At 65.6% G+C, this 22,105-nt stretch carries 26 protein-coding genes; 8 read left to right on the forward strand and 18 right to left on the reverse strand.

Translation table 11 applies throughout. The features are described from left to right. Positions 1 to 97 precede the first annotated feature (97 nt). Positions 98 to 1,042: an enoyl-CoA hydratase gene (locus AADZ90_RS08815; protein ID WP_411996985.1), complete on the reverse strand. Its 945-nt coding sequence runs from the start codon at positions 1,040 to 1,042 to the stop codon at positions 98 to 100. Here AADZ90_RS08815 and AADZ90_RS08820 point away from each other — a divergent pair. Beyond that, on the forward strand, positions 939 to 1,370 hold the full coding sequence (locus AADZ90_RS08820) for a PaaI family thioesterase (protein WP_367309622.1): 432 nt from the start codon (positions 939 to 941) through the stop codon (positions 1,368 to 1,370). The two genes, AADZ90_RS08815 and AADZ90_RS08820, sit on opposite strands and share 104 nt — an antisense overlap. Here AADZ90_RS08820 and AADZ90_RS08825 read toward each other — a convergent pair. Continuing rightward, positions 1,337 to 1,972 (reverse strand): DUF8692 domain-containing protein, encoded by a 636-nt coding sequence (locus AADZ90_RS08825; protein WP_367309623.1) that lies wholly within the window; start codon positions 1,970 to 1,972, stop codon positions 1,337 to 1,339. The genes AADZ90_RS08820 and AADZ90_RS08825 overlap by 34 nt on opposite strands. A gap of 250 nt (positions 1,973 to 2,222) precedes the next feature. Here AADZ90_RS08825 and rplM point away from each other — a divergent pair, with 250 nt between their 5' ends. Next, on the forward strand, positions 2,223 to 2,684 hold the full coding sequence (gene rplM / locus AADZ90_RS08830) for a 50S ribosomal protein L13 (protein ID WP_367309624.1): 462 nt from the start codon (positions 2,223 to 2,225) through the stop codon (positions 2,682 to 2,684). Positions 2,685 to 2,686: 2 nt separating this feature from the next. After that, on the forward strand, positions 2,687 to 3,190 hold the full coding sequence (rpsI, locus tag AADZ90_RS08835; protein WP_367309625.1) for a 30S ribosomal protein S9: 504 nt from the start codon (positions 2,687 to 2,689) through the stop codon (positions 3,188 to 3,190). A gap of 550 nt (positions 3,191 to 3,740) precedes the next feature. On the opposite strand, the gene AADZ90_RS08840 is transcribed toward rpsI, so the two are convergent. From AADZ90_RS08840 to AADZ90_RS08875, 9 genes are all read right to left on the reverse strand, one after another. Next, on the reverse strand, positions 3,741 to 3,878 hold the full coding sequence (locus AADZ90_RS08840; RefSeq protein ID WP_367309626.1) for a hypothetical protein: 138 nt from the start codon (positions 3,876 to 3,878) through the stop codon (positions 3,741 to 3,743). 3 nt (positions 3,879 to 3,881) lie between these two features. Then, on the reverse strand, positions 3,882 to 4,499 hold the full coding sequence (locus tag AADZ90_RS08845; protein WP_367309627.1) for a TetR/AcrR family transcriptional regulator: 618 nt from the start codon (positions 4,497 to 4,499) through the stop codon (positions 3,882 to 3,884). After that, positions 4,492 to 5,373: a polyphosphate kinase 2 gene (gene ppk2, locus AADZ90_RS08850; protein ID WP_367309628.1), complete on the reverse strand. Its 882-nt coding sequence runs from the start codon at positions 5,371 to 5,373 to the stop codon at positions 4,492 to 4,494. Before ppk2 ends, AADZ90_RS08845 begins: the two co-directional genes overlap by 8 nt. Before the next feature lie 58 nt (positions 5,374 to 5,431). Continuing rightward, positions 5,432 to 6,418 (reverse strand): alpha/beta fold hydrolase, encoded by a 987-nt coding sequence (locus AADZ90_RS08855; protein ID WP_367309629.1) that lies wholly within the window; start codon positions 6,416 to 6,418, stop codon positions 5,432 to 5,434. A 7-nt stretch (positions 6,419 to 6,425) separates the two neighbouring features. Beyond that, positions 6,426 to 7,349 carry a homoserine O-succinyltransferase gene (locus tag AADZ90_RS08860; RefSeq protein WP_367309630.1) on the reverse strand — a complete coding sequence of 308 codons (924 nt, stop codon included), beginning with the start codon at positions 7,347 to 7,349 and terminating at the stop codon, positions 6,426 to 6,428. A 156-nt stretch (positions 7,350 to 7,505) separates the two neighbouring features. Then, positions 7,506 to 7,973, reverse strand: a complete 468-nt coding sequence (locus tag AADZ90_RS08865) for a hypothetical protein (protein ID WP_367309631.1) — start codon at positions 7,971 to 7,973, stop codon at positions 7,506 to 7,508. 134 nt (positions 7,974 to 8,107) lie between these two features. Beyond that, positions 8,108 to 8,353 (reverse strand): hypothetical protein, encoded by a 246-nt coding sequence (locus AADZ90_RS08870; RefSeq protein WP_367309632.1) that lies wholly within the window; start codon positions 8,351 to 8,353, stop codon positions 8,108 to 8,110. Between the two features lie 38 nt (positions 8,354 to 8,391). Continuing rightward, on the reverse strand, positions 8,392 to 8,493 hold the full coding sequence (locus AADZ90_RS22470) for a hypothetical protein (protein WP_490372065.1): 102 nt from the start codon (positions 8,491 to 8,493) through the stop codon (positions 8,392 to 8,394). Continuing rightward, on the reverse strand, positions 8,490 to 8,888 hold the full coding sequence (locus AADZ90_RS08875) for a hypothetical protein (protein ID WP_367309633.1): 399 nt from the start codon (positions 8,886 to 8,888) through the stop codon (positions 8,490 to 8,492). The genes AADZ90_RS22470 and AADZ90_RS08875 overlap by 4 nt, the downstream gene beginning before the upstream one ends. 123 nt (positions 8,889 to 9,011) lie before the next feature. Here AADZ90_RS08875 and AADZ90_RS08880 point away from each other — a divergent pair, with 123 nt between their 5' ends. Beyond that, a complete protein-coding gene (locus AADZ90_RS08880; RefSeq protein WP_367309634.1) occupies positions 9,012 to 10,034 on the forward strand; it encodes an SDR family oxidoreductase in 1,023 nt (340 codons plus the stop codon). Next, a complete protein-coding gene (locus AADZ90_RS08885) occupies positions 10,031 to 10,408 on the forward strand; it encodes an META domain-containing protein (protein WP_367309635.1) in 378 nt (125 codons plus the stop codon). The genes AADZ90_RS08880 and AADZ90_RS08885 overlap by 4 nt, the downstream gene beginning before the upstream one ends. Here the strand turns inward: AADZ90_RS08885 and recO are convergent. Beyond that, positions 10,405 to 11,130, reverse strand: coding sequence for a DNA repair protein RecO (gene recO, locus AADZ90_RS08890; protein ID WP_367310212.1), 726 nt, complete (start codon positions 11,128 to 11,130; stop codon positions 10,405 to 10,407). The two genes, AADZ90_RS08885 and recO, sit on opposite strands and share 4 nt — an antisense overlap. A gap of 80 nt (positions 11,131 to 11,210) precedes the next feature. Here recO and AADZ90_RS08895 point away from each other — a divergent pair, with 80 nt between their 5' ends. Together AADZ90_RS08895 and AADZ90_RS08900 are read left to right on the forward strand one after the other, a co-directional pair. Continuing rightward, positions 11,211 to 12,089, forward strand: coding sequence for an ROK family protein (locus tag AADZ90_RS08895; RefSeq protein ID WP_367309636.1), 879 nt, complete (start codon positions 11,211 to 11,213; stop codon positions 12,087 to 12,089). Next, on the forward strand, positions 12,086 to 13,156 hold the full coding sequence (locus AADZ90_RS08900) for an N-acetylglucosamine-6-phosphate deacetylase (RefSeq protein ID WP_367309637.1): 1,071 nt from the start codon (positions 12,086 to 12,088) through the stop codon (positions 13,154 to 13,156). Before AADZ90_RS08895 ends, AADZ90_RS08900 begins: the two co-directional genes overlap by 4 nt. Positions 13,157 to 13,219: 63 nt before the next feature. Here the strand turns inward: AADZ90_RS08900 and AADZ90_RS08905 are convergent, their stop codons facing one another. The 6 genes from AADZ90_RS08905 to choX all read right to left on the reverse strand — a co-directional run bounded on the left by AADZ90_RS08905 (position 13,220) and on the right by choX (position 20,148). Beyond that, entirely contained in the window at positions 13,220 to 13,690 is a 471-nt protein-coding gene (locus tag AADZ90_RS08905; RefSeq protein WP_367309638.1) for a universal stress protein, read from the reverse strand. Between the two features lie 3 nt (positions 13,691 to 13,693). Beyond that, positions 13,694 to 15,496, reverse strand: coding sequence for a glycine betaine ABC transporter substrate-binding protein (locus AADZ90_RS08910; protein ID WP_367309639.1), 1,803 nt, complete (start codon positions 15,494 to 15,496; stop codon positions 13,694 to 13,696). A gap of 5 nt (positions 15,497 to 15,501) precedes the next feature. Then, a complete protein-coding gene (locus AADZ90_RS08915) occupies positions 15,502 to 17,067 on the reverse strand; it encodes a BCCT family transporter (RefSeq protein WP_367309640.1) in 1,566 nt (521 codons plus the stop codon). A gap of 297 nt (positions 17,068 to 17,364) precedes the next feature. After that, a complete protein-coding gene (gene choV / locus AADZ90_RS08920; RefSeq protein ID WP_367309641.1) occupies positions 17,365 to 18,381 on the reverse strand; it encodes a choline ABC transporter ATP-binding protein in 1,017 nt (338 codons plus the stop codon). Continuing rightward, positions 18,378 to 19,208, reverse strand: a complete 831-nt coding sequence (gene choW / locus AADZ90_RS08925) for a choline ABC transporter permease subunit (protein ID WP_367309642.1) — start codon at positions 19,206 to 19,208, stop codon at positions 18,378 to 18,380. Before choW ends, choV begins: the two co-directional genes overlap by 4 nt. 13 nt (positions 19,209 to 19,221) lie before the next feature. Continuing rightward, positions 19,222 to 20,148, reverse strand: a complete 927-nt coding sequence (gene choX / locus AADZ90_RS08930; protein WP_367309643.1) for a choline ABC transporter substrate-binding protein — start codon at positions 20,146 to 20,148, stop codon at positions 19,222 to 19,224. A gap of 143 nt (positions 20,149 to 20,291) precedes the next feature. Here choX and betA point away from each other — a divergent pair, with 143 nt between their 5' ends. Then, entirely contained in the window at positions 20,292 to 21,947 is a 1,656-nt protein-coding gene (gene betA, locus AADZ90_RS08935; protein WP_367310213.1) for a choline dehydrogenase, read from the forward strand. The last annotated feature ends 158 nt before the right edge of the window (positions 21,948 to 22,105 follow it).

The following is a 22,105-nucleotide window of genomic DNA, read 5'->3' on the forward strand; positions in this document are numbered from 1 at the left end:
TGTCGCCCGCGCGCGATGTTTTCGCGCTCAGGCCGCGCGGGCCTTCAAGGGGCGCTGCCCCTTGAAAATCCCCGGAGTATTTTCAGCCAGATGAGGATCAGAGCCAGTTGGGTGGGCGCTTTTCTAAGAAGGCGGAGATGCCTTCGTCGGTGTCCTGGTCGAGCATGTTTTGGGTCATGACCTCTGCTGTGTGGGCATAAGCGGCCTCGGTCGTGAGGTCGGTCTGGTCGTAGAAGGCGCGTTTGCCAATGCGGACGGCGGTGTCGAGTTTGGCGGCGATGGTTTCGGCGAGGGTGCGGGTTTCCTGGACGAGGTCTTCCTCGGGGACGGCCTTGTTGATGAGGCCGAGGCGGAGGGCCTCGTCGGTCGCGATGAAGCGGCCGGTGGTCAGCATCTCGAAGGCCTGTTTGCGGGGGATGGCGCGGGTGAGCGCCACCATCGGGGTGGAACAGAAGAGGCCGATATTGACACCGTTGACGCCGAACCGGGTGCCGGTGGCGGCGATGGCCAGGTCGCAGGTGGCGGCAAGCTGACAGCCGGCCGCGGTGGCGATGCCGTGGACCTGGGCGATGACGGGCTGGGGGAGGGATTGCAGGCCCATCATGACCTTGGCGCAGCGTTCGAAGAGGTCGCGGAAGGCGGCCACGCCCTTGTCGGGGGATTGTCGCTTGGCCTGCATTTCCTTGAGGTCGTGACCTGCACAGAAGGCCTTGCCGGTGCCGGAGAGGATGACGGCACGGGTCTCTTTGTCCTCCTGCAGGGCGTCGATCTGGTCTTGCAGGGAGGCGAGCATCGCGTCGGAGAGCGCGTTCAGGCGGTCCGGCGCGTTGAGAGTCAGATGGGCGATGCCATCTTCGTCGTGGCGGTCGAGCAGGGGCATCTTGTCCTCCCTCCTGGCTTCGGCGAAGTCTAGGCCGAGGCCGGACGGGAGGGAAGACGTGGCGCTGAAGATGGACAAGGCGGCGCTGGAGGCGTTTCTGGTGAAGGCGTTTCCGCAGGTGGCGGGCGATTTCGCGATCGACCGGGTGGATATGGACGGCATCCGGGTGCGGTTGGTGACGGCAGAGAAACACCTGCGGCCCGGCGGGACGGTGTCGGGGCCTGCGATGTTTTCACTGGCGGATGTGGCGATCTATCTGGCGATCCTGTCGCGGATCGGGCCGCAGGCGCTGGCGGTCACAACGAATTGCTCGATCGACTTCATGCGCAAGCCGGCGGCGGGGGCAGACCTGATCTGCGAGGCGCGGCTGTTGAAGCTGGGGCGGGTGCTGGCGGTGGGCGATGCGCTGATCTTCAGCGAGGGCTTGGATGGGGCGGTGGCGCGGGCCGGGCTGACCTATTCCATCCCACCGGTGCGGATCGAGCGGTAGGCGTGTCGGATCCAGAACCCGCTCCATAATGCGAAGCCGAGGAGTTTGGCGAGGTCCTCGGCCACAGGCAGGCCCAAGGCGTCATCCGAGAGGATGTCAAGGGCGACCGACACGAAGAGGGCGACGCCCGACAGCAGCAACGGCCACTGGGCGGGGGCGACGAGGCGGCGCCCGAAGCTGAGCGTCACGGCAATCGCCCAGATCGCGTAGAGCAGTATCACGACCTCTTCGCTGGCGCCGAAATAGGCCGGCGCGAGCCGTTCGTGAAAGAGGTAGCGGTCATCGAAGGCCAGAACGGCCGAGAGGGCGCCGGCGGCCATCAGCTTTCTGCGGTCGATCTGCGCCATGACGGCGCCGAAGCAGGCGATCGCGGCGCCGGTCACGAGCGTATAGATGCCGATCTCGGTGACGAGGCCGGTGAAGATCGGGAGCTGGTAGACGGTCGCCGTGTCCTTGAGGACGCGCACGCCGGTGCCGGAGGCGGCGAGGATCACAAGATAGGCGGCGAGGACAACCGCACAGGCGGCAGCAATGACAACAACGTTGGACAGCCCCGAGGGCTGAGGCTTCATGTGCTCGGCAGAGATGTCACTCGTAACCATGGGCAGTCGTCATTGGATCGTCATTGATCTGTTACAATCCCAGCTTTGGCAGGCTGCTTCAAGGCCAACGTGCCGTCGCGAAGGAAGACTCTCGACGGCAGGAATGTGGGGTATTATAATACCTAATTTACAAGCCTCTGTTTCTTAATGATTTATTCGCGCAACGCTCCCTTGACCCGTTCGGTGCGATGCTTATAACCCGCCCATCCTATTCACCGCGGCCGCATGGCCGATCGAGACGGGTCGAGACATGAAAACCTACACTGCCACCCCGGCGGAGATCGATAAGAAGTGGATCCTAATCGATGCTGAAGGCATCGTACTGGGCCGTCTTGCATCGATCGTCGCGGGCCGCCTGCGCGGCAAGCACAAGCCCACCTTCACGCCGCACATGGATATGGGCGACAATGTGATCGTCATCAATGCGGACAAGATCCAGCTGACCGGCAACAAGCGGGACAAGCCGAACTACTGGCACACCGGCTATCCGGGCGGGATCAAGAGCCGCACGACGGGCCAGATCCTGGAAGGCGAGCATCCCGAGCGGGTCGTCATGCAGGCGGTCAAGCGGATGCTTCCGGGCAACCGGCTGAGCCGTAAGCAACTGACGAACCTGCGTGTTTTCGCAGGGCCCGAGCACACGCACGAGGCCCAGCAGCCCGAGGTGCTGGACGTGAAATCAATGAATTCCAAGAATACGCGGAGTGCCTGAGCATGGCTGAGCAAGTTTCTTCTCTGGACGAGCTGGCGAAGGCCGTCACCGCCGATATCGGCGGCGTACAGGGCGTGGCGCCCGAAGAGGCGACCCCGCGCGAGCCGGTGCGTGACGATCTGGGCCGGTCCTATGCGACGGGCAAGCGGAAGGATGCGGTCGCCCGCGTCTGGATCAAGCCGGGATCGGGCAAGGTCAGCGTCAACGGCAAGGAAATCGACAAGTATTTCGCCCGTCCGGTGCTGCAGATGATCCTGCGTCAGCCGTTCTCGGTCGCCGGTGTCGACGGCCAGTTCGACGTTCAGGCGACGGTCAAGGGCGGCGGTCTGTCCGGTCAGGCCGGTGCCGTAAAGCACGGAATTTCCAAGGCTTTGCAGCTTTACGATCCGTCCCTGCGGCCGGCCCTGAAAGCCGCTGGCTTCCTGACCCGCGACAGCCGCGTGGTCGAGCGGAAGAAGTACGGCAAGGCGAAGGCGCGGAAGAGCTTCCAGTTCTCCAAGCGCTGATCTTCAGCTTACGACTTTTCGGGAAAGCCGTCCTTCGGGGCGGCTTTTTCCGTTGCAGGGGGGCCGTTCGTTAACGCGTCGCGCGGTGGGTCGTCCGCACCGTTCGACGCACCGCCGCGAATCATCCGTTAACGAAGGGAAATGCTGGGAAATCGGCGTGTCGGCATTCCGTCGGCATCCTGTCGGCATCACGTCGGACGCTTTTTCGCCGGATCGCCCGGTAACGGACCGTTCTGCTGCGGCGCAGCGCAACAGCGTGGACAAGAGCGCAGATGGTTGGGATTGTTTCCGGATGGGGTGGTGGGGTGGAACCCCACCCTACGGACTAGGGTGAATCGCATCGCCGGGGATCGGCGATGGCGTAGCTTCGGACACCGGAGTCATGGAAGCGGGTTTCTATGCAGAGGGTATCATCTGCGCTGCGAGCCATGGATGGAAAGCGTGTCGCAACCCGCCGGAGTTCGCCGTCTGCCAGTCTTACTGTGAATTCTCCGACATAGCTGTCGTCGCCCGTGGTATCCATGAAGCCAACCACAGTTGCGGCCTCATATCACCGCTCCACGACAGGCCCATAATTCCTCGCCATTACAAAGAACACCATGAGAGCCACGATGGTGGCGCATACCGAAATGATCGTCAGACCGCCATCCAGGATGAAGGCCTGAACGCGGAGTGGCAGCCACTTCACCGCCTACTCCTCCATCGGGATCAACCCCAGCCCTCTGAGATAGACACCGATACCGGTCTCGAGAAGGTCCTCTGGCGGGAAGGGGGAGCGGGTGCCGGGGGAGTTTCGGGCGAAAAGCTCGACCACGCCGTGGGACATCGCCCAGATATGGGCCGAGAACATCTCGGCCGGGGGGCGTTTTTCGGCGGGGATGTGTTGCGAAAGATCGGCGGCGGCGCGGTCGAGGATACCGCGGCCGCGGGCGGCGACGACGGCGAGGTCGGGATTGTGCTGGACCGAGATGCCGCTTTCGAACATCGCCACGTAGTGCCCGGGGAACTTGCGGGCGAAGGCGAGATAGGCGCGGCCGGTCGCCTCGAACGCGGCAAGGGCCGAAGGCTGGCCGCGGTCGTAGGCATGCTCCATCAGGTCGGCGAAGATGACGTAGCCCTGGCGCGCGGCCTCGGCGATCAGGTCCTCGCGGCCGGCGAAGTGGCGGTAGACGGCGGCCGGGGTGACGCCCGCCTGCTTGGCCGCCTCGGAGAGGGTGAAGCCCGTCGGGCCCTTCTCTTCGATCAGCTTCAGCGCGGCCTCGACCAGCGCTGCCTTGAGGTTGCCGTGGTGGTAGCCGCGTTTAGGCATGGAGCGCCTTGTGCCAAAGGGTCGGACCGCCGAGGATCTGGTCGTCGAGCGGCTGTAGCGCCTCGTCCTTGCGGCCGTCATAGGGGATCGCCGTGAGGACCGAGCGCAGGGCCTGGATACGCGCGCGACGCTTGTCATCGGCGCGCACGATCGTCCAGGGCGTCTCATCTGTGTGGCTGCGGCCCAGCGTCTCTCCGATCGCCTTGGTGTAGGTGTCGTAGAGCGCGAGGCCCTTCACGTCGATCGAGGAGAGCTTCCACTGCTTCAGCGGGTTGCCTTCGCGGTGCAGCATCCGGCGCAACTGCTCGGCCCGGCCGACGGTCAGCCAGATCTTGAAGAGGCGAATGCCCTCGCCCACCAGCATCGTCTCGAACGGTGTGACCTGACGGAAGAACAGCTCGCGTTCCTCGGGCGTGCAGAAGTCGAAGACATGTTCGACCACGCCGCGATTGTACCAGGACCGGTCGAACAGCGTGATCTCACCTTCGCTGGGCATGTGCTTGATATAGCGTTGAAAATACCATTGGCCGCGTTCGCGGTCGGTCGGCTTGGGCAAGGCGGCGACATGGACGCCGCGGGCGTTCAGGTTTTCGCGGAAGCGCTTGATCGTGCCGCCCTTGCCCGCCGCATCGCGCCCTTCGAAGACGACGACGATGCGCTCGCCCGATTTCTTGATCCAGGATTGCAGCTTGACCAGTTCGATCTGGACGGCGTGGAAGGCGTCTTCGTATTCGTCCTTGTCCCAGCGGTGATCGTAGGGGAATTCGGGATCGAGGACACTGTCTTTCTTGGCCTCGTCGATCTGCTTGCGCACCCAGCCCGGCGCCTCGTCCTGATAGTATGTCGATATGGCGCCGTCGAAGGGCAGGGACATGCATCGCCTCCTGTGCTGTGCGGACCGCCTTTATGGACGGCGGCGGCCGGTCGCGCAATCAGCGCAGTCCGGCGCGGTCGGCGGCGCGGTCGATGGCGGCTTCGACCGCCTCGGGCGCGACGTGGTGCGGCATATGGCCGATCCCGTCGAGGATCTGCAGCGTCGCGCCCTCGATCCGCAGGAACAGCGGCAGCGCGTGGATATCGGGCGGCACGATCGGATCCTCGGCGCCATGGACGATCTCGACCGGCATGTCGATAGCGGCGTAGTTCGGCGCCATTTCGGTCACGTCCCGCTTGAGCTGGGCGACCTGCCGGCCATTGGCGCGGATCGCCGAACGGCGGATGGAGAGGCCCGCGCCGACATAGTCGCGATACCCCTCGGGCACCGCCTGGGGCGCGAAGATACGCTCGACGATCGAGGGCAGGAGGGTGCGCGGCGCGTAGGCGGTCACGAGCGGCGGCAGGGTCGCCCCGCCGAGCGCGGTGCCGTTGATGCGGTAGAGCGCGCCGAGCTCTCCCGGCCAGGGTTCCGTCGCGCCGGAGACGATGACGAGGCCTGCGGGGTGGTCGGGGAATTCCAGCGCCCAGGCGAGCGCCACGGCCGCGCCGTAGGAATGGCCGAGGATGATCGGGTTTTGGACGCCCAGCTTGTCGGCGGCGGCTTTCAGCATGCGGGCCTGTTCGCGCGGGGTTTCGGCGTTGGGGTTGAACGGGTCCTCGTAGGCGGCATCGGCCCGGTCGGACCAGCCGAGACCCGGCCTGTCGAGGACGATCGTCCGGTAGTTCTCGCCCATCCGGCCCGTGAAGCGGAAGGTGAAATCGCGGGTATTGCCCGACGCGCCGTGGATCAGGATCAGGTCCGGCCCTTCGCCGGTGACGAAGGCGTGGACGTTGCGGCCATTGCCCACGTCGATCAGGTCGCCGCCCGGGGGGAAGCGCGTCTCGGCCTCGACCTCGCGCCTGTCGGCGATCTGGTCGGTCACGGCGGCGCAGCCGGCCAGGACGAGGGTCGATGTGATCGCGAGGGTGAGGGCCAATTTCATGTCCGAACTAGCTACCGATGAGGTCCCGGTCGTAGGGGGTCGACTGGTAAATCTGGTTGATCCAGTTGCCATATAGAAGGTGCGCGTGGCTGCGCCAGCGGTTGAGCGGCGTGCTCTCGGGATCGTCAGCGGGGAAGTAGTTCCGGGGCAGCTGGATCTCCTGGCCTGCCACCTGGGATTGGGCGCGGTCGCGGTCGTACTCTTCCTTGAGCGTCCCGCTGTCGTATTCGAAATGGTTGAGCATGTAGAGCGCCCGGTGACCCGGATCCTCGATCAGGCAGGGGCCGGTTTCTTCGGACCCGAGCAGCTGGGTGACGGCGGGCGGCAGATCCTCGCCGTGGATCTCGGTCCAGCGGGAAACGGGCACAAAGCAATCGTCGGAAAAGCCCCGCAGGTAGGGCGAATTCGGCGCGAGGTTGGTGTGCCGGAAGCAGCCGAAGAGCTTTCCATCGAGCAGGTATTTCGGCACGCAGTGGAAATGGTGCAGCATCGCCATGCCCCCCCAGCAGACGCCGAAGGTGGAATGCACGTTGGTCTGGGTCCAGTCCATCACCTCGGTCAGTTCATCCCAATAGGTCACCTCCTCATAGGGCAGATGCTCGATGGGGGCGCCGGTGATGATGAGGCCGTCGAACTTCTGGTCCTTCACCTCCTGGAAGGGGTGGTAGAATTCGGCCATGTGCTCGGCCGCGGTGTTGCGGGTCTGGTGTTCGGACATGCGGATCAGATTGAACTCGATCTGCAGGGGCGTGGCGCCGATCAGCCGGGCGAACTGGTTCTCGGTCTGGATCTTCTTGGGCATCAGGTTGAGGAGCCCGATGCGCAAAGGCCGGATATCCTGCCGCGCCGCCTGATCCTCGGCCATCACCATCACGCCCTCACGGGTGAGGACGTCGAAGGCAGGCAGCGAGGCGGGCAGGCGGATGGGCATCGTGGTCTCCGGGTCGGTCAGAGGGTCGGAGATAGGCGGGATGGGAGCGAGGCTCAAGGTGGGGCGGTGGCCTGGCGCTCGGAGGCAGCGGCCGGATAGGCAGAAGGATGGGCAGACTGCCCATCCTAAGCTTGACTAAGCTACGGAGTTACGAGTTCACATAACTTTTCCGTACACGGCTTTCTCGAAGGCGTTACCTTCCTCGTTGGTCGGATCTCCCGGAACAAGATCATCTACGCCATCGTGAGCGTCAGCCCAATGAGTCAGCTCGTGCAGAATGGTGGCGCCCAAGAGGTATACATCATGGCCCCTGGTTGTCCTTCTCTTGACGCCTTTGCCGGCTTCGAAGTCAACAACAAGCTGCTCTTCCACTTGAATGACATTGGAGCCCCATGAGTAGCATCCATATGCTTTCGATGACGCACAAATAAGGTTTTTAACCAGCTTGATCTCTGGATCGGATCCCCACTTCAGTGCGGTTTTGATGGTGGCTTTTGTGGTCTTCCCAGAGAAGCTCTTTATCGACCCCACGATTGCTTGGTTGCTCGCAAGGTTTGGGATGTCGACAGTCAAGTAGTAGTAGAATTTTGGAAAAGCTCTGATTGCTGCGGCGTCAATTCTCATCTGTCTATCCTCGAAATGGAATGGGTAGGCTATGGGCAAACTCATCTTACTCAAAACACCAAGGCTTGAGTGCTACACGAATAAGAATGATGTTCAATATGTACGGTTTTGCACGCTTCAAACCCGTTCGTAGTTCATCGCCCTGGCTCCAGCGGGATCTGCACGGGCACTTCCTCCAGCCGTTCGTCCGCTACCCGCAGCGGTTGTGAGATCAGCTTGATGTCGCGGAGGCCCGCCGCGGGGATCGTCAGTCCCATGGAATGGGCGACCGGCGCGCGGCGTCCGGGTTTGGGGTTCAGGCCCGCGGCGATGTCGCGGGTGCCCATTTTCAGGTGGTGGGCGATGTCCCATTCCAGAACCTCTCCATCCTGGCGGGTCACGACCCAGCAACGGGAATCCTCGCAGCAGTCGCCCTTTTTCACCGGAAAGAAATAGCCGGTGATGTCGCCGTCTCGATTCCCGCCGCGCGGAGGAGTGCGATGAAGTAGAGGTTGATGTCGACGCAGCTGCCCTCGGTCATCGAGCAGAGCTGGGGGACGGTGTCGTGCCCGTCGTAATAGCGCGTGTCGGGATGGCCGTAGTGGAACAGCTATGCCACGTAGCGGGCGATATCGTAATATCGGTGCCGAGGTCCCTTGCATCTGTCGTCAGAGCCTCGGAGGCGCGGGTGAAGCGGCTGTCGTGGCGCCCGAAGATGGCCTCCGGGTAGCCGCTGCCGGGGCGGCAGATGTGCCTGACCGTGAAAGGACGCGTCCCGTCGCAGAGGAAGACATCCTGACCCGTTGCCTCTTCGGTGATCCGTTCCGCGTTGGTGTTATCGATATGGGTCTCGGTCAGATCGTATTCCGGGCTGGTAATCGCCACCAGAACAAGGACTGGCGCATCCGCCTGCGCGACCCGGACCGTGACTTGCATTCGACCGTCTCTCTCTACGTCCGGGCGAAGTTATATCGCCCGCCGTAACAGATGCGCGACAGGGCCCTTGACCTCGCGCGTGCCGCCCTAGAATGTTAGAGCATCTAACTTTGCGGGGGTGCCATGGCGCAAACTGTTCTGCTGACCGGGGTGACCGGCTTCATTGCCCGGCATATTGCCGCCCGTCTTCTCGATCAGGGTTTTGTCGTTCGCGGCACGTTGCGCGATCCGGGCCGGGCGCAGGAGGTGCGGGACGGGATACGACCCGCGCTGACAGATGCGGACGCGCCGGAGGAGCGGTTGTCCTTCGTTCCGCTCGACCTGTCACGCGACGAGGGGTGGGACGAGGCGATGGCGGGGGCGGACGTGCTGATGCACACCGCCTCTCCCTTCCCGTTCACCCAGCCGAAGGACGAGGCGGAGGTCATCCGCCCCGCGGTCGACGGCACGCTGCGGGCCTTCGAGGCGGCGCAGAGGGCCGGGGTGCGGCGGGTGGTCATGACCTCCTCGACCGTCTCTGTCGTCAACAAGACCCCGCCGGAGGGCCGCCCCTTCGACGAACGCGACTGGTCCGACCTGGAGCATCCGGGCATCACCCCCTACGCAAAGTCCAAGACCCTGGCCGAACGGGCGGCGTGGGAATTCACCGAAGCCAATCCCGAGATGGCGCTGACAATCGTCAATCCGGGCTTCGTCCTTGGCCCGCCGCTGGGGGACAGCTGGAACACCTCGCTTGGGGTGATCGAGCGGATCCTGCAGGCGAAGGATCCGATGCTGCCGCGGTTCGGGTTCACCTCTGTCGACGTGCGCGATGTGGCCGAGGCGCATGTGCGGGCGTTGACAGGGGACGGCACGGTCGGGAAACGTTTCCTCGCGGTCAATGAATGGATCTGGTTTGTCGAGATGGCGCAGCTGATCAAGGATACTTGGCCCGAGCGGAAGGTGCCGACGAAGCAGGCGCCCGATCTGCTGCTCAAGGCGATCGCGCTGTTCGATCCGTCGGTGCGGCAGCTTTTGCCCGATCTCGGCAAGCAGCAGGCGGTGTCGAACCGCCGGGCGCAGGACGAGCTTGGCATGACCTTCCGTCCGGTGCGCCCCGCGGTGATCGACAGCGCCGAAGCGGTGATCGCGGCGGGCCGGGTGTGAGGGCACTTTTCGTCCTGCTGGCGCTGGCCGCCTGCGGCGGGGACGAGACGGTGGCCGCCTATGGCGGGGCCGGGTCGTGGGAATTGCGGGAACTCGATGGGGTGGCCGCCGACGGGCTGTCGCTGACCTTCGGTGCGAATGGAGAGGTGAGCGGCGAGGCGCCGTGCAACCTGCTGAACGGTACACAGACGGCGCCTTATCCGTGGTTCGAGCTGTCCGGCCTGGCCGTGACCCGCCGGGCCTGCCCCGATCTGGCACGGGAGGAGGCGCTGATCGCGCGGCTCACGGCCATGTCGATCTCGGAGGTGTCGGGCGACGTGCTGATCCTGTCCGACCCCGAGGCGGGCGAGATGACCTTCGCGCGCGTGCCCTAAGCGACCCTGGCGATGGCGCGGATCAGCCGTGCGCGCGCCTCGGGCACGGGTTTGTCGCCCAATGACGGGGCGAGCGCCTCGGTCAGGAAATGCCCGGTGACGCGCAGGGCTTCGACGATTTCGGCTGTCTCGGCTTCTCCTTCGCCGCGCAACACCGGGGGCAGGGGGAGCAGCCGGTCGGCATAGGCGCCTGCACCCGCGGCACTGACGGCCCGGCCGGTGCGGGGGGAGACATAGGTCAGCCCCTCGGTCGCCCCCGTCGCCGCGCAGCGGCTGAGGTCGAGGCCGAAGCCCATCTCGTCGAGGAACCCCATCTCCCACCGCAGATAGGCGAGCGGCCAGAGGTCGGGCTGGTCGAGCAGATCGAGGAGCGCCGTGGACCGGCGGTAGAGGTCGGGATGCGCCTCCCGCTCGGGCAGGCCGAAGGACAGCAGAGCGGTGACGGCATTGAGCCCGGCGAGCGCCAGGCGGCTGGCCATCGCGGTGGCGGCGCGGCTGCGGACGGGTTCGATGGTGAAGGCGCCCAGATGCTCTTCCAGCCGGGCCTTCCAGACGGCCGAGACCTGCGCGCCGGGCTGGAGGACGGGCGCGATCTTGCGCGAGGTCGCGCCGCGGACGATCCCGGCATGGCGGCCGTGGCCCTCGGTGAAGACTTCGACGATGGCCGAGGTTTCCCCGTGGGGACGCACAGTCAGGATGGTGCCGTCATCGGTCCATTCGATCATGGTGTCTGACTAGACCAGGTGCGCGGGCAGCGCGAGGGCTTGCGCATGGGCCGACAGCGGGCCATCACCGGCCGAGGATGAGTGCGGATCGGCATCAGGCCCCGGCAGGGCGCTCTCTCGGCGGCATCGATGTCGGCGGGACGAAGATCGCCGCCTATCTCTTTGCTCCCGACGGAACGATCGCGTGGACCGAGACGGTGCCGACGCCGGGGGAATACGGTGCGCTGCGCGGTGTTCTGACGGATGTGATTTCCCGTATGCGGGCAGAGGGGGGCGCCGGGATGCCGGTGGGTCTGGGTCTGCCGGGCCGGATCGACCGGGCGACGGGCGCGGTGCGGGCGGCGAACATGCCCCTGAACGGCGAGGCTTTGGCGACCGACCTTCCAGACGGGGTTCTGCTGCTGAACGACGTGCGCGCCTTTGCCCTGGGCGAGGCGGATGGTGCGGGATCGCTCGTCGCCCTCTCGATCGGAACGGGGGTCGCCGCGGCGGCGCTGCCCAGCGACGCGCATAGCGGGGCAGGGGGCGAGTTGGGCCATCTGCCCTTGCCGTCGCCGCTTGTGTCGGACCGCGGTTTGCCGTTGATCGCATGCCCCTGCGGGCGGCGTGGATGCTATGAGACGCTGTTGGCAGGTCCAGGCTTCAGCCGTCTGGCGGCGCATCACGGGCTGGGAGCACTGTCGCCCGAGGAGGCCGCGAAGACCGACCGTGTCATGGAGGACTGGCTGGCGATCGCCGCCCAGCTGCTCGTGCTGATCCAGCACAGCTACGATCCGCGGGAGGTGGTCCTTGGCGGCAGCGTCGCGCGCATCCCGGACCTGCTGCCTCGCCTGATAGCTGCCTTTGACGCCGTCCGCTGGTATGATCTTCCCGCGCCGTCCTTGCGCCTCTCTGCCGATCCCCGGCTTGCCGCAGCGCGGGGGGCCGCGCGGGCGGCTGCGGAGGCGTTTGCATGACCGCCCTGCGGCCGGATCACCTGTTTGACGGTCATGCCTTCCGGCCCGATGCGGCGCTGGCGGACGGCCGTATCGTCGGCGAAGACGGGGCAGAGGCGATCGCCGGCATCCTGAGCCCCGGCTTCCTCGACCTGCAGGTCAATGGCGGCGGTGGGCTTTTGTTCAACGACAGCCCCGACGTGGCCACCGCCCGCCGGATCGCCGCGGCCCACCGGGCCTTCGGGACGGTTGCGATCCTGCCGACGCTGATCACCGACGCGCCCGAAAAGATGGAGGCGGCTTTGGACGCCGCGCGCGCTTTCCGCCTGTCCGACGGGCTGGCGGGCCTGCACCTGGAGGGGCCGTTCATTGAAGAGGCCAAGCGCGGCACCCATGCGGCGGAGTTCGTGCGCCCCATGGGAGACACCGACCTGCGCGGGCTTTGCGACGCCGCGCGCGAGATCCGGCTGATGGTCACCGTGGCGCCGGAGGTGGTCGGGCCACCGCAGATCGCGGCGCTGACCGAAGCGGGTGTGATCGTCTCGCTCGGCCATTCCAATTGCTCGGCGGAGGAGGCGCAGGCGGCCTTTGCGGCAGGCGCCCGCAGCGTCACGCACCTGTTCAACGCGATGTCGCAGATGACCTCCCGCGCGCCCGGCCTGACGGGCGCGGCCATCGCGTCAGGGGCGTGGTGCGGGCTGATCGCGGATGGGATCCATGCGGCGCCCGAGATGCTGGAGATCGCCATCCGCGCACGGCCCGTGCCGGACCGGATGGTGCTGGTGTCGGACGCGATGGCGACGGTCGGCGGGGGCGACAGCTTCGAGCTTTACGGGCAAGAGATCCGGTTGCGCGACGGACGGCTGGTGAATGCCGAAGGGAACCTTGCCGGGGCACATCTAACGGTGGCCGACGGGGTGGCCAAGCTTTGCGCCATGGGGCTGCCGGACGAAGCGGTCCTGCGGATGGCGACGGCTAACCCTGCTGCACTGATCGGCCTCGATATCGCAAACGATCCCGACTGGCCGTGGATCCTGATCGGAGAGGACGGCAGCGCCCACCCGGTCGATCGGGGGAGGGAAGGATAACAGGGTGACGGTGCGCCCCGGGCTGTCGCATGTCACCCCTGGCCGCGTAGAGGTGGAGAAGTGTCAGTCCCGCACCACCAGCACCGAGCATGTCGCGTGGCGCACCACGCGCGCGGTGTTCGGGCCGATCAGGTAATCGGCAAGCGAGGGGCGGTGGGCGGCCATGACGATCTGGCCTGCGCCAATCTCTTCGGCGACGTCCAGGATCTCTTCATAGACCGTGCCATAGCGGGCGATCACCTCGAAACTCGTGCCCTTCGGCGCGTGTTCTTTGCCGATCTCCTCAAGCCGGGCGCGCGCCGCCTGTAGCCATTCGTCGACCTTCAGTTCCTCGGATCCATGGGTTTCTCCCCGGATCGAATAGCGCCAGTCGAGGCCGCTGAGGATCTCGGGGATCACGGTCAGAAGCGTTACGCCCGTGCCCATCGCGCCCGCGATCTGAAAGCCCTGGGGCAGGGCCTTTTTCCACGACGATTCGTGCGAGAGGTCCATCGGCACCAGAACCGGGCCTGCAGTGTTTGTCGTCTCGGCCATCCTCTATCTCCGTTCCGGTCGCCCATAGAGCCATATCAGCCACGCGAAGAGCGCCAGCACCAGCGCGGTCAGCACCGAGACGCCCGTCGAGGGGTTCACCGCCCGCGGCGGCTCTGGCAGGGCGGGGGCGAGGGCAGGTGCCGCGCGGATCGCCGGGTCGAGCCCCACGGCAGAGCCGAGCGTGGCGTTCAGCGCGTTCACCGTCTGATCGGCGAGTGCTGCGACCTCGGTCGGCAGCGATGCGCCGGGGCCCTGGGGGCCGACCGCATCAGTATCGGTGACGACCGGCCCGGCCAGCAGCAGTTGTGACGAGAGCGTGTCGATGGCCTGCCGTTGCCCCGCATAGGTGCCCGCCGGGATCCGGGCCTGCCTGAGCTGGGGATAGAGGATCAGCGCGTTGCCGTCCTCCCAGCCGGTCATCGGTAGAAGCCGCCCGCCGTCGATCAGCCCGCTGACGGTGTCAGAGCCGAGCGGGGCGAGGACGAGGACCGCATCTGCCTCGGCCGACGATGGGTCGTCGGACGGGATCAGGGTGATCCCGTCGCGTACGGCGGCCACGATCTGCCCTGCCCGGTGGGAGGCCGAGCCTTCTGGCCCGGTGGCAAGCGTCGAAACGCCGTCCAGCCGCCGCACCGTCCCGCTTCCGATCAGGTGCAGGTAGGTCTGGCCGACGACGCCCACGGCCTCGACCGGGCGGGCCTCTGGCCTGTCACTGTCGTCCAGCGTCACGAATTCCACCGCCGCCGCGAGCGCGACCGGGGCGTTCCCGCTGCCGAGCGCGGCCAGCGGATCATCCGCCGCTTCCAGGACCACGCGGCGGCCCGGGAAGGCCTCGCGCACGGCGCGCAACGCCTGGCCGGTTTCTTCGTCCGCGCCGATGAAGGGCGAATGGACGACGGCCAGCGGTTCGGACACCTCGATTTCGGTCGCCGCATCGATCAGCCCCAGATCGGCCAGCGCGGCGCGCGCCACCTCTCGCGGGGCGAGCGCATCCTGATCGACGCGGGAATTCAGCTCTTGCATCAGGCTGGCGTCGATCGCCCCGTCCAGCCGCGCCAGCGCGCCTTGCAGGGCCGGGAAGCGGGACAGTGCGTCGGACCGTACCAGCGGCGCGGCCTCGTAGACCGGGAAGAAGTCCAGATCATCCTCAAGCAGCGTTAGCCCCAGATCGGCAATCTGCCCGTCGGTCGTGAAGACCTCGATCACGTCGGCCTCGCCCGCCAGAAGCGCGTCATAAAGGCTGGTGCGGTCCTCGGCGCTGACGACCGAGACATTGCCGAAGCTCATCCCGTAGCGCGCCGTCATCGGGCCGAAGCCGTCGAGCGGGCGCGTCTCGAAGTTCTCCTCGATCCCGATCGTCAGGTCGCCCGCCGTGCCGACCAGATCCGAAATGCTGTCGACCCCCAGCTCCTCTGCCCGGCCGTCGCGCATGGCCAGCCCGTAATTGTTGGCGAAGCCGAAGCGATCCCCCCAGACAAGGCCCAGCGGCTGGTAGAGCGCGCGCACCCGTTCCATCGCCGCGTCGCCATCGGTCATCGCAGGCTGGCCCAGCATGACAAGCCCGGTGCCATTATATTCGGCATAGAGGTCGATATCGCCGTTCCGAAGCGCTTCGAGGTTGACGTTGGTCGGCCCGAGATCAGTCCGGCGGGTGACGGGGATGCCGGCCTCTTCGGCCAGGGCCGCCATCATCTCGGACAGGATCGTGCTTTCCGAGAAATCCTTGCCGCCGATGACGAGAGGATCCTGTGCCTCGTCACAGGAGGCGAGGCTAAGGGCGGCGAGCAGAGCGAGAACCCGTTTCATGCCGCTCACTCCGCCGCCACATCGACCCGGGCGCGCGCCTCGCGCGGGCGCCGCTTGTCGGGGCGCTCCCGCCGGATCTCGCGCAGGAAGCCGACGATCTGGAGCAGCAGGATCACGGAAAAGGGCAGGGCGCCCGTGATCGCCATCGCCTTGGCCACGGTGATCGACCCGGTCAGCAGCGTCCCCGCGGTCAGAACGGCGATCAGCACGCCCCAGACCATCTTGTGCAGGATCGGCGGGTTCAGGTTGCCGCCAGTCGTCATCATAGACAGCACGAAGGTGCCGGAATCGGCAGAGGTCACGAGGAAGATGAAGATCAGCAGACAGGCGACGCCGCCCAGGACCGCGCCATAGGGGAAGTAGTCGAGGAAGGCGAAGAGTGCCGCGGTGACATCCGCGAAGACCAGTTCCGACAACCCGCCGCCGCCGAAGAGCTCGATATAGATCCCCGTGCCGCCGAAAGCCGCGAACCACAGGATGGAGAACATCGTCGGCACGAAGATCACGCCGATGCAGAATTCCCGGATCGTCCGGCCCCGGCTGATGCGGGCGACGAAGATGCCCACGAACGGTCCCCAGGCGAGCCACCAGATCAGGTAGGTCAGAGTCCAGCCGCTGGTCCAGCCGGCCAGATCCTCGAACGGGAACATCTTGAAGGCCATGGCGGGCAGGCGGGCGAAATATTCGCCAATCGAGTTCACGAAGGTTTCCAGGATAAACCGCGACGGCCCGAACAGGATCACGAACAGCATGATCCCGATCGCGATGATCATGTTGATGTTCGAGAGGATCTTGATCCCCTTGTCGACCCCCGTCGTCGCCGACAGCATGTAGCAGACGAAGAGCGTTCCCATGATGATGAGTGACAGCGTGGTCGTGGCGTCGAGGCCGAAGACCGCGCTGAGCCCGCCGCGGACCTGCAAGGTGCCCATCGTCAAGGACCCGGCAAGGCCGAAGACGACGGCCAGAACCCCCAGGACGTTGGCGATGACCGCGATCGGTTTCCCCTCAGGGCCCGTGAAGACCGACAGGATCGGCGTGGAAATCTCGGAACTCTTGTTCCGCCGGAAGGTGAAATAGGCGATGACCAGCGCGCAGACCCCGTAGATCGCCCAGGCATGCAGGCCCCAATGCAGGTTGGTGATGACCATCGCCTCGCGCGCGGCGGCCGGTGTGCCGCCTTCCATGCCGGGCGGTCCCTCGAAGTGATAGATCGGCTCGGCCACGCCCCAGAACAGCAGCCCGGCGCCCATGCCGCCCGCGAAGAGCATGGCGATCCAGGACGCGGTGGAGAATTCCGGCCGCTCGTCATCGGCGCCCAGCCGAACGCTGCCATAGGGGCCGAAGGCAAGGTATCCGCTGAGGATCAGGAAGCCCGTCGTGATGATCAGCCAGTACCAGCTGATCCCTGTCAGCATGTAATTGGTGAAGCCCAGGAACGTGTTCGTCATCGCATCCGGGTCGATCAGACCCCAACCGCCGATGCCCGCGGTGCACAGCAGCGCAATGGCGAAGACGGCGTTGAAAAGCGGTGGTTTCCCGTCCCGCTCGGAATCGGCGTCTGATGCCATCGCATGGTCCCCCTGATCATTGCGGGAGATGGGTCTCTTGCGGACCTTTCCGCTCCCGGTTGCGAGTCCGCCTGAACGTCTCGCTTGACGGGATGCTACGGCAGGCAATCCGTTTTGTCACGCAAACGGTTGAGAGAGCTGGATTTTACCGGAAGCGTCACCGTGGCAGGATTTTCCAGAAAATCCTGAAGGAGCAAATTTTTCTAGAAAAATTTGGTGTCAAAATCCTTCTAGAAGGATTTTTCACCGCCGAAACCAACGGTTCGGTCGCCTGAAGATCCGGCAGGTCTGCGGGGCTTACTCCAGCCGCCGCAAGACGCTGCGCCGCGTGACTTGTCCGACAAGCTGGCCGTCCCGGCGCACGGCCAGCGCGTCGCAATCGCCCGCAAGCCGTTCCATCACAACGGAAATCTCCGTATCCGCCGGGATCTCGGCGGCCGGGCGGGGCGCCGAGAGCGGCTCGGCCAGGTCCTCCGCGCAGAGCACACCCAGCGGGTTCATGTTGGCTACGAAATCTGCCACATACCCGTTGGCGGGCGCGGAATAGATCTCGCGTGGGGTGCCGCATTGCACGATCCGGCCGCCTTCCATGATGGCGATCCGGTCGCCCAGCCGGAACGCCTCGTCCAGGTCGTGGCTGACGAAGATCACCGTCCGCCCCAGCCGGTTCTTGAGGTCGATCAACTCGTCCTGGAGACGGGTCCGGATCAGGGGATCGAGGGCCGAAAAAGGTTCGTCCATCAAAAGGATAGGCGCCTCTGTTGCGAAGGCGCGCGCCAATCCCACGCGCTGCTGCATGCCGCCCGACAGTTCGCCCACGGCGCGGTCGGCCCAATCGCCAAGGCCCACCAGATCGAGCTGCTTGTCCACTGCACCGCGCCGCGCGTCGCGGCCCAGCCCGCCCAGCTCCAGCCCCAGCCCGACATTTTCTCTGACCGTGCGCCAAGGCAGGAGGCCGAATTGCTGGAACACCATCGCGATCCGCGTCAGCCGCAGGTGCCGCAGCGTCTTGGCATCCGCGGTCGAGACGTTGACGTCGCCGTCTTCCGTTGCCACCAGAACGCGGCCCCGGCAGACCGGATTGAGCCCGTTCACGGCGCGCAGAAGCGTCGACTTGCCCGACCCGGACAACCCCATCAGGACAAGCGTTTCGCCGTCCTCGACGGTTAGTGAACAATCGTGGACGCCCAGGATCTGCCCGGTCCGCTTCTGGATTTCACCACGCTCCAGCCCCTCGTCCATCAGCGGCAAGGCCGCCTCCGGTTTGCCGCCGAAGACGATGGAAACATTGTCGAAAGTGACGATCGCGCTCACCGGTCCACCCGCAGCATCCGGTCAAGCATGATGGCCACGACGACGATGACGAACCCGCTTTCGAAGCCCAGCGAGGTGTTCACCTGGTTGAGCGCGCGCACCACCGGCACCCCCAGCCCGTCGGCCCCGACAAGTGCTGCGATCACCACCATCGACAACGACAGCATGATCGTCTGGTTCAGACCCGCCATGATCTGCGGAAAGGCGTAGGGCAGTTCCACCTTCCAGAGCCGCTGCCGCCCGGTGGCCCCGAAAGCTTCCGCCGCCTCAAGCAAAGTGGCAGGGGTGGATGAAACACCCAGATGGGTCAGCCGGATCGGCGCAGGCAGCACGAAGATGATCGTCGCGATCAGACCCGGCACCATGCCGATTCCGAAAAAGACAATCGCCGGAATGAGATAGACGAAGGTCGGCAAGGTCTGCATCAGGTCGAGGACCGGCCGCATCCCCTTGTAGAGCCGCGGCCGGTGCGCCACGGCGATCCCGATCGGAACACCCACGCCCATGCAGATCACGCAGGCCGACAGGACCAGCGTCAGGCTCTCGGTCGTCTCCTCCCAATAGCCCTGGTTCAGGATGAAGAGGAAGCCGAGGAAGACCAGCAGGCAGGTCTGCCAACGCCGCTGCAGAAGCCAGGTCAGGCCGACGAAGGCGGCGATGACCACAAGGGCAGGGGGCGTCTGCAGCCCCCAGAGGATCGCGTCGATCAGCCCCTCGAGCCCCGCCGCCAGCCCGTCGAAGAACCAGCCCGCATTGACCTGCAGCCAGTCAAAGACCGCCGCCGCCGCATCGCCGACGGGGATCTTGTTGTCGGTGAGCCAGCTCACCGTTCAGCGCGGCTCAAAGCCCGAGCGCCCCGCGCACGGCGGCCAAACCATCGCCGCCATCGGCGGTTTCCACACCGGCGAGCCAGCCGTCCAGAACGCCGGGATTGGCGGCGAGCCAGGCCCGGGCGGCATCCTGCGGGTCCTCGCCGTCATCCAGGATCGCCCCCATGATCTCGTTTTCCATTTCCAGCGTGAATTCAAGGTTTTGCAGCAGGGTGCCGACGTTCGGACACGCGTCCACGAAGCCCGCGGTCGTGTTGGTGTAGACGGTGGCGCCCCCCAGATCGGGGCCGAAGTATTCGTCGCCGCCGGTCAGGTAGGTCATATCGAAATTGGCGTTCATCGGATGCGGCTCCCAGCCGAGGAAGACGATCGGCTCGCCTCGCCGCGTCGCCCGGTCGACCTGCGCCAGCATCCCCTGTTCGGAGCTTTCGACGACTTCGAACTCTTCCAGCCCGAAGGCATTCGCCTCGATCATGTCGAGGATCAGGCGGTTGCCGTCATTGCCGGGCTCGATCCCGTAGATCTGACCCTCCAGCGCCTCCTGATGCTCGGCGATGTCCGAGAAATCGACGATACCCAGCCCGGCCGCGACCTCGTTCGCGGCCAGCGTGTACTTTGCGCCTTCCAGGTTCGCGCGCACGGTGTCGACCGTCCCCGCCTCGCGATAGGGGGCGATGTCGCCTTCCATCGTGGGCATCCAGTTGCCCAGGAACACGTCCAGATCGCCTGCGGCAAGCGAGGTATAGGTGACCGGCACCGACAGCACCTTCACGTCCGTCTCGTATCCGAGCGCCTCGAGCACCAGGGTCGTGGCCGCCGTCGTTGCGGTGATGTCGGTCCAGCCCACATCCGAAAACGCGATCGTCTCGCAATCGGCGAAGGCAGGGGCGGCGAGCGCCGTCAGGACAAGCGTAGAGGCGGCGGTGAAGCTGCGCATGTAAGGGTCTCCCTTTGGTTCTTGACGGCCAAGCCGTGCCCGGCGTTCTGTTGGGCCGTTGCGCGGGCAGGATACCGACCCGCGCCGGGGATGGAAGGGCTAGGTGAGACATCGTGGATAGGAGTGCCACAAGCGGTGATGCGTTGGAGGCCGATTTCGTCATCGTCGGCGCCGGATCGGCGGGATGCACGCTGGCCTATCGGCTGTCGGAGGCGGGGCAGAGCGTCATCGTCATCGAATATGGCGGCTCGGACGCGGGGCCGTTCATCCAGATGCCCGCCGCGCTGAGCTATCCGATGGGGATGGCGCGCTATGATTGGGGCTACCGGACGGAGCCAGAGCCGCATCTGGGCGGCCGCAGGTTGGCGTGCCCGCGCGGCAAGGTGATCGGCGGTTCGTCCTCGATCAACGGGATGGTCTATGTCCGCGGCCATGCCCGCGATTACGATCACTGGGCCAAGGCCGGCGCGGCGGGTTGGAGCTATGCGGACGTGCTGCCCTATTTCAAGCGGATGGAAAGCTGGCACGATGGCGGCCATGGCGGCGATCCGGACTGGCGCGGCAGGGATGGGCCGCTCCATATCACCCGAGGGCCGCGCTCCAATCCTCTTCATCAGGCCTTTGTCGCGGCGGGGGCGGAGGCGGGCTATGCCCTGACCGACGATTACAACGGCCAGCAACAGGAGGGGTTCGGCCCGATGGAGCAGACGGTCTGGCAGGGCCGCCGCTGGTCCGCTGCCAACGCATATCTCCGGCCCGCGCTTCAGCGCCCGAACTGCCATCTTATCAGAGGCTTAGCGCTTCGTGTTGTCTTCGAGCACGACCGCGCGACCGGCGTCGAAATCGCGCAGGGCAGGGCGGTCCGGCAGGTGCGCGCCCGGCGGGAGGTGATCCTTGCGGCGTCGGCCATCAACTCTCCCAAACTCCTCATGCTTTCAGGGATAGGCCCGGCGGAAGAGCTTGAAAAACATGGGATTTCCGTCCGCGCCGACCGGCCCGGCGTCGGGGCCAACCTGCAGGATCATCTGGAGGTCTATGTCCAGATGGCGGCCCAGCTGCCGGTCACGCTCTATCCCTATTGGCAGCTTATCCGCCGGACGATCGTCGGCGCCCAGTGGGTCTTTACCCGCCGCGGCCTGGGCGCCTCGAACCAGTTCGAAAGCGCGGCCTTCATCCGGTCCCGCGCCGGGGTCGACTATCCCGACATCCAGTTCCACTTCCTGCCGCTCGCCGTCCGCTATGACGGCACGCTGCCGTTCCGTGGCCACGGCTTTCAGGTCCATACCGGGCCGATGCGGTCGAAATCCCGGGGCAGGGTGCGCCTGCGCTCGGCCGATCCCGCCAAGGCGCCCGAGATCCGCTTCGACTACATGTCCCATCCCGACGACTGGACAGAGTTCCGCGCGGCGATCCGCCTGACCCGCGAGATCTTCTCAACAGACGCCCTCAAACCCTTCGTAAATCACGAGATTTCCCCGGGTGCGCGTGCCTTCTCGGACGATGCGCTTGACGATTTCATCCGCGCCCATGCCGAAAGCGCCTATCATCCCTGCGGTACCTGCCGGATGGGGGCCGGCGACGATCCTATGGCGGTGGTCGACCCCGAAACGCGGGTGATCGGGGTCGACGGTCTGCGCGTCGCAGACAGCTCGATCTTTCCGCGTATCACCAACGGCAATCTCAATGCGCCATCGATCCTGGTTGGCGAAAAGGCGAGCGATCACATTCTGGGCCGCGCGCTTCCGCCGGACCCTTCGGAGCCCTGGATTCATCCTGACTGGCGGGAAAAGCAACGTTAGCTATGTGTGATAAGTGACTGAAAGAAAAGGCGGTGTCGATGCGGGAGGGATCGACACCGCCAGACAGGCGTCACGCGACCGGGGAGACAGCGGACGCCGTATTCATGGCCGGACAGTGCGCGTTTGAATTCCGCCACCCATCCGACCGCCGGTTTCCC

It is taken from the genome of Aestuariibius violaceus (assembly GCF_040779325.2).
Taxonomy (GTDB): Bacteria; Pseudomonadota; Alphaproteobacteria; order Rhodobacterales; family Rhodobacteraceae; genus Aestuariibius; species Aestuariibius violaceus.

Bases quoted from the DNA above. Each gene is read 5' to 3' on its own strand.
- AADZ90_RS08815 (WP_411996985.1), bottom strand. From the start codon at position 1,042: ATGCCGTCCATATCCACCCGGTCGATCGCGAAATCGCCCGCCACCTGC.
- AADZ90_RS08825 (WP_367309623.1), bottom strand. From the start codon at position 1,972: ATGGTTACGAGTGACATCTCTGCCGAGCACATGAAGCCTCAGCCCTCG.
- rplM (WP_367309624.1), top strand. From the start codon at position 2,223: ATGAAAACCTACACTGCCACCCCGGCGGAGATCGATAAGAAGTGGATC.
- rpsI (WP_367309625.1), top strand. From the start codon at position 2,687: ATGGCTGAGCAAGTTTCTTCTCTGGACGAGCTGGCGAAGGCCGTCACC.
- AADZ90_RS08845 (WP_367309627.1), bottom strand. From the start codon at position 4,499: ATGCCTAAACGCGGCTACCACCACGGCAACCTCAAGGCAGCGCTGGTC.
- ppk2 (WP_367309628.1), bottom strand. From the start codon at position 5,373: ATGTCCCTGCCCTTCGACGGCGCCATATCGACATACTATCAGGACGAG.
- AADZ90_RS08855 (WP_367309629.1), bottom strand. From the start codon at position 6,418: ATGAAATTGGCCCTCACCCTCGCGATCACATCGACCCTCGTCCTGGCC.
- AADZ90_RS08860 (WP_367309630.1), bottom strand. From the start codon at position 7,349: ATGCCCATCCGCCTGCCCGCCTCGCTGCCTGCCTTCGACGTCCTCACC.
- AADZ90_RS08865 (WP_367309631.1), bottom strand. From the start codon at position 7,973: ATGAGAATTGACGCCGCAGCAATCAGAGCTTTTCCAAAATTCTACTAC.
- AADZ90_RS22470 (WP_490372065.1), bottom strand. From the start codon at position 8,493: ATGACCGAGGGCAGCTGCGTCGACATCAACCTCTACTTCATCGCACTC.
- AADZ90_RS08875 (WP_367309633.1), bottom strand. From the start codon at position 8,888: ATGCAAGTCACGGTCCGGGTCGCGCAGGCGGATGCGCCAGTCCTTGTT.
- AADZ90_RS08880 (WP_367309634.1), top strand. From the start codon at position 9,012: ATGGCGCAAACTGTTCTGCTGACCGGGGTGACCGGCTTCATTGCCCGG.
- AADZ90_RS08895 (WP_367309636.1), top strand. From the start codon at position 11,211: ATGAGTGCGGATCGGCATCAGGCCCCGGCAGGGCGCTCTCTCGGCGGC.
- AADZ90_RS08900 (WP_367309637.1), top strand. From the start codon at position 12,086: ATGACCGCCCTGCGGCCGGATCACCTGTTTGACGGTCATGCCTTCCGG.
- AADZ90_RS08905 (WP_367309638.1), bottom strand. From the start codon at position 13,690: ATGGCCGAGACGACAAACACTGCAGGCCCGGTTCTGGTGCCGATGGAC.
- AADZ90_RS08910 (WP_367309639.1), bottom strand. From the start codon at position 15,496: ATGAAACGGGTTCTCGCTCTGCTCGCCGCCCTTAGCCTCGCCTCCTGT.
- AADZ90_RS08915 (WP_367309640.1), bottom strand. From the start codon at position 17,067: ATGGCATCAGACGCCGATTCCGAGCGGGACGGGAAACCACCGCTTTTC.
- choX (WP_367309643.1), bottom strand. From the start codon at position 20,148: ATGCGCAGCTTCACCGCCGCCTCTACGCTTGTCCTGACGGCGCTCGCC.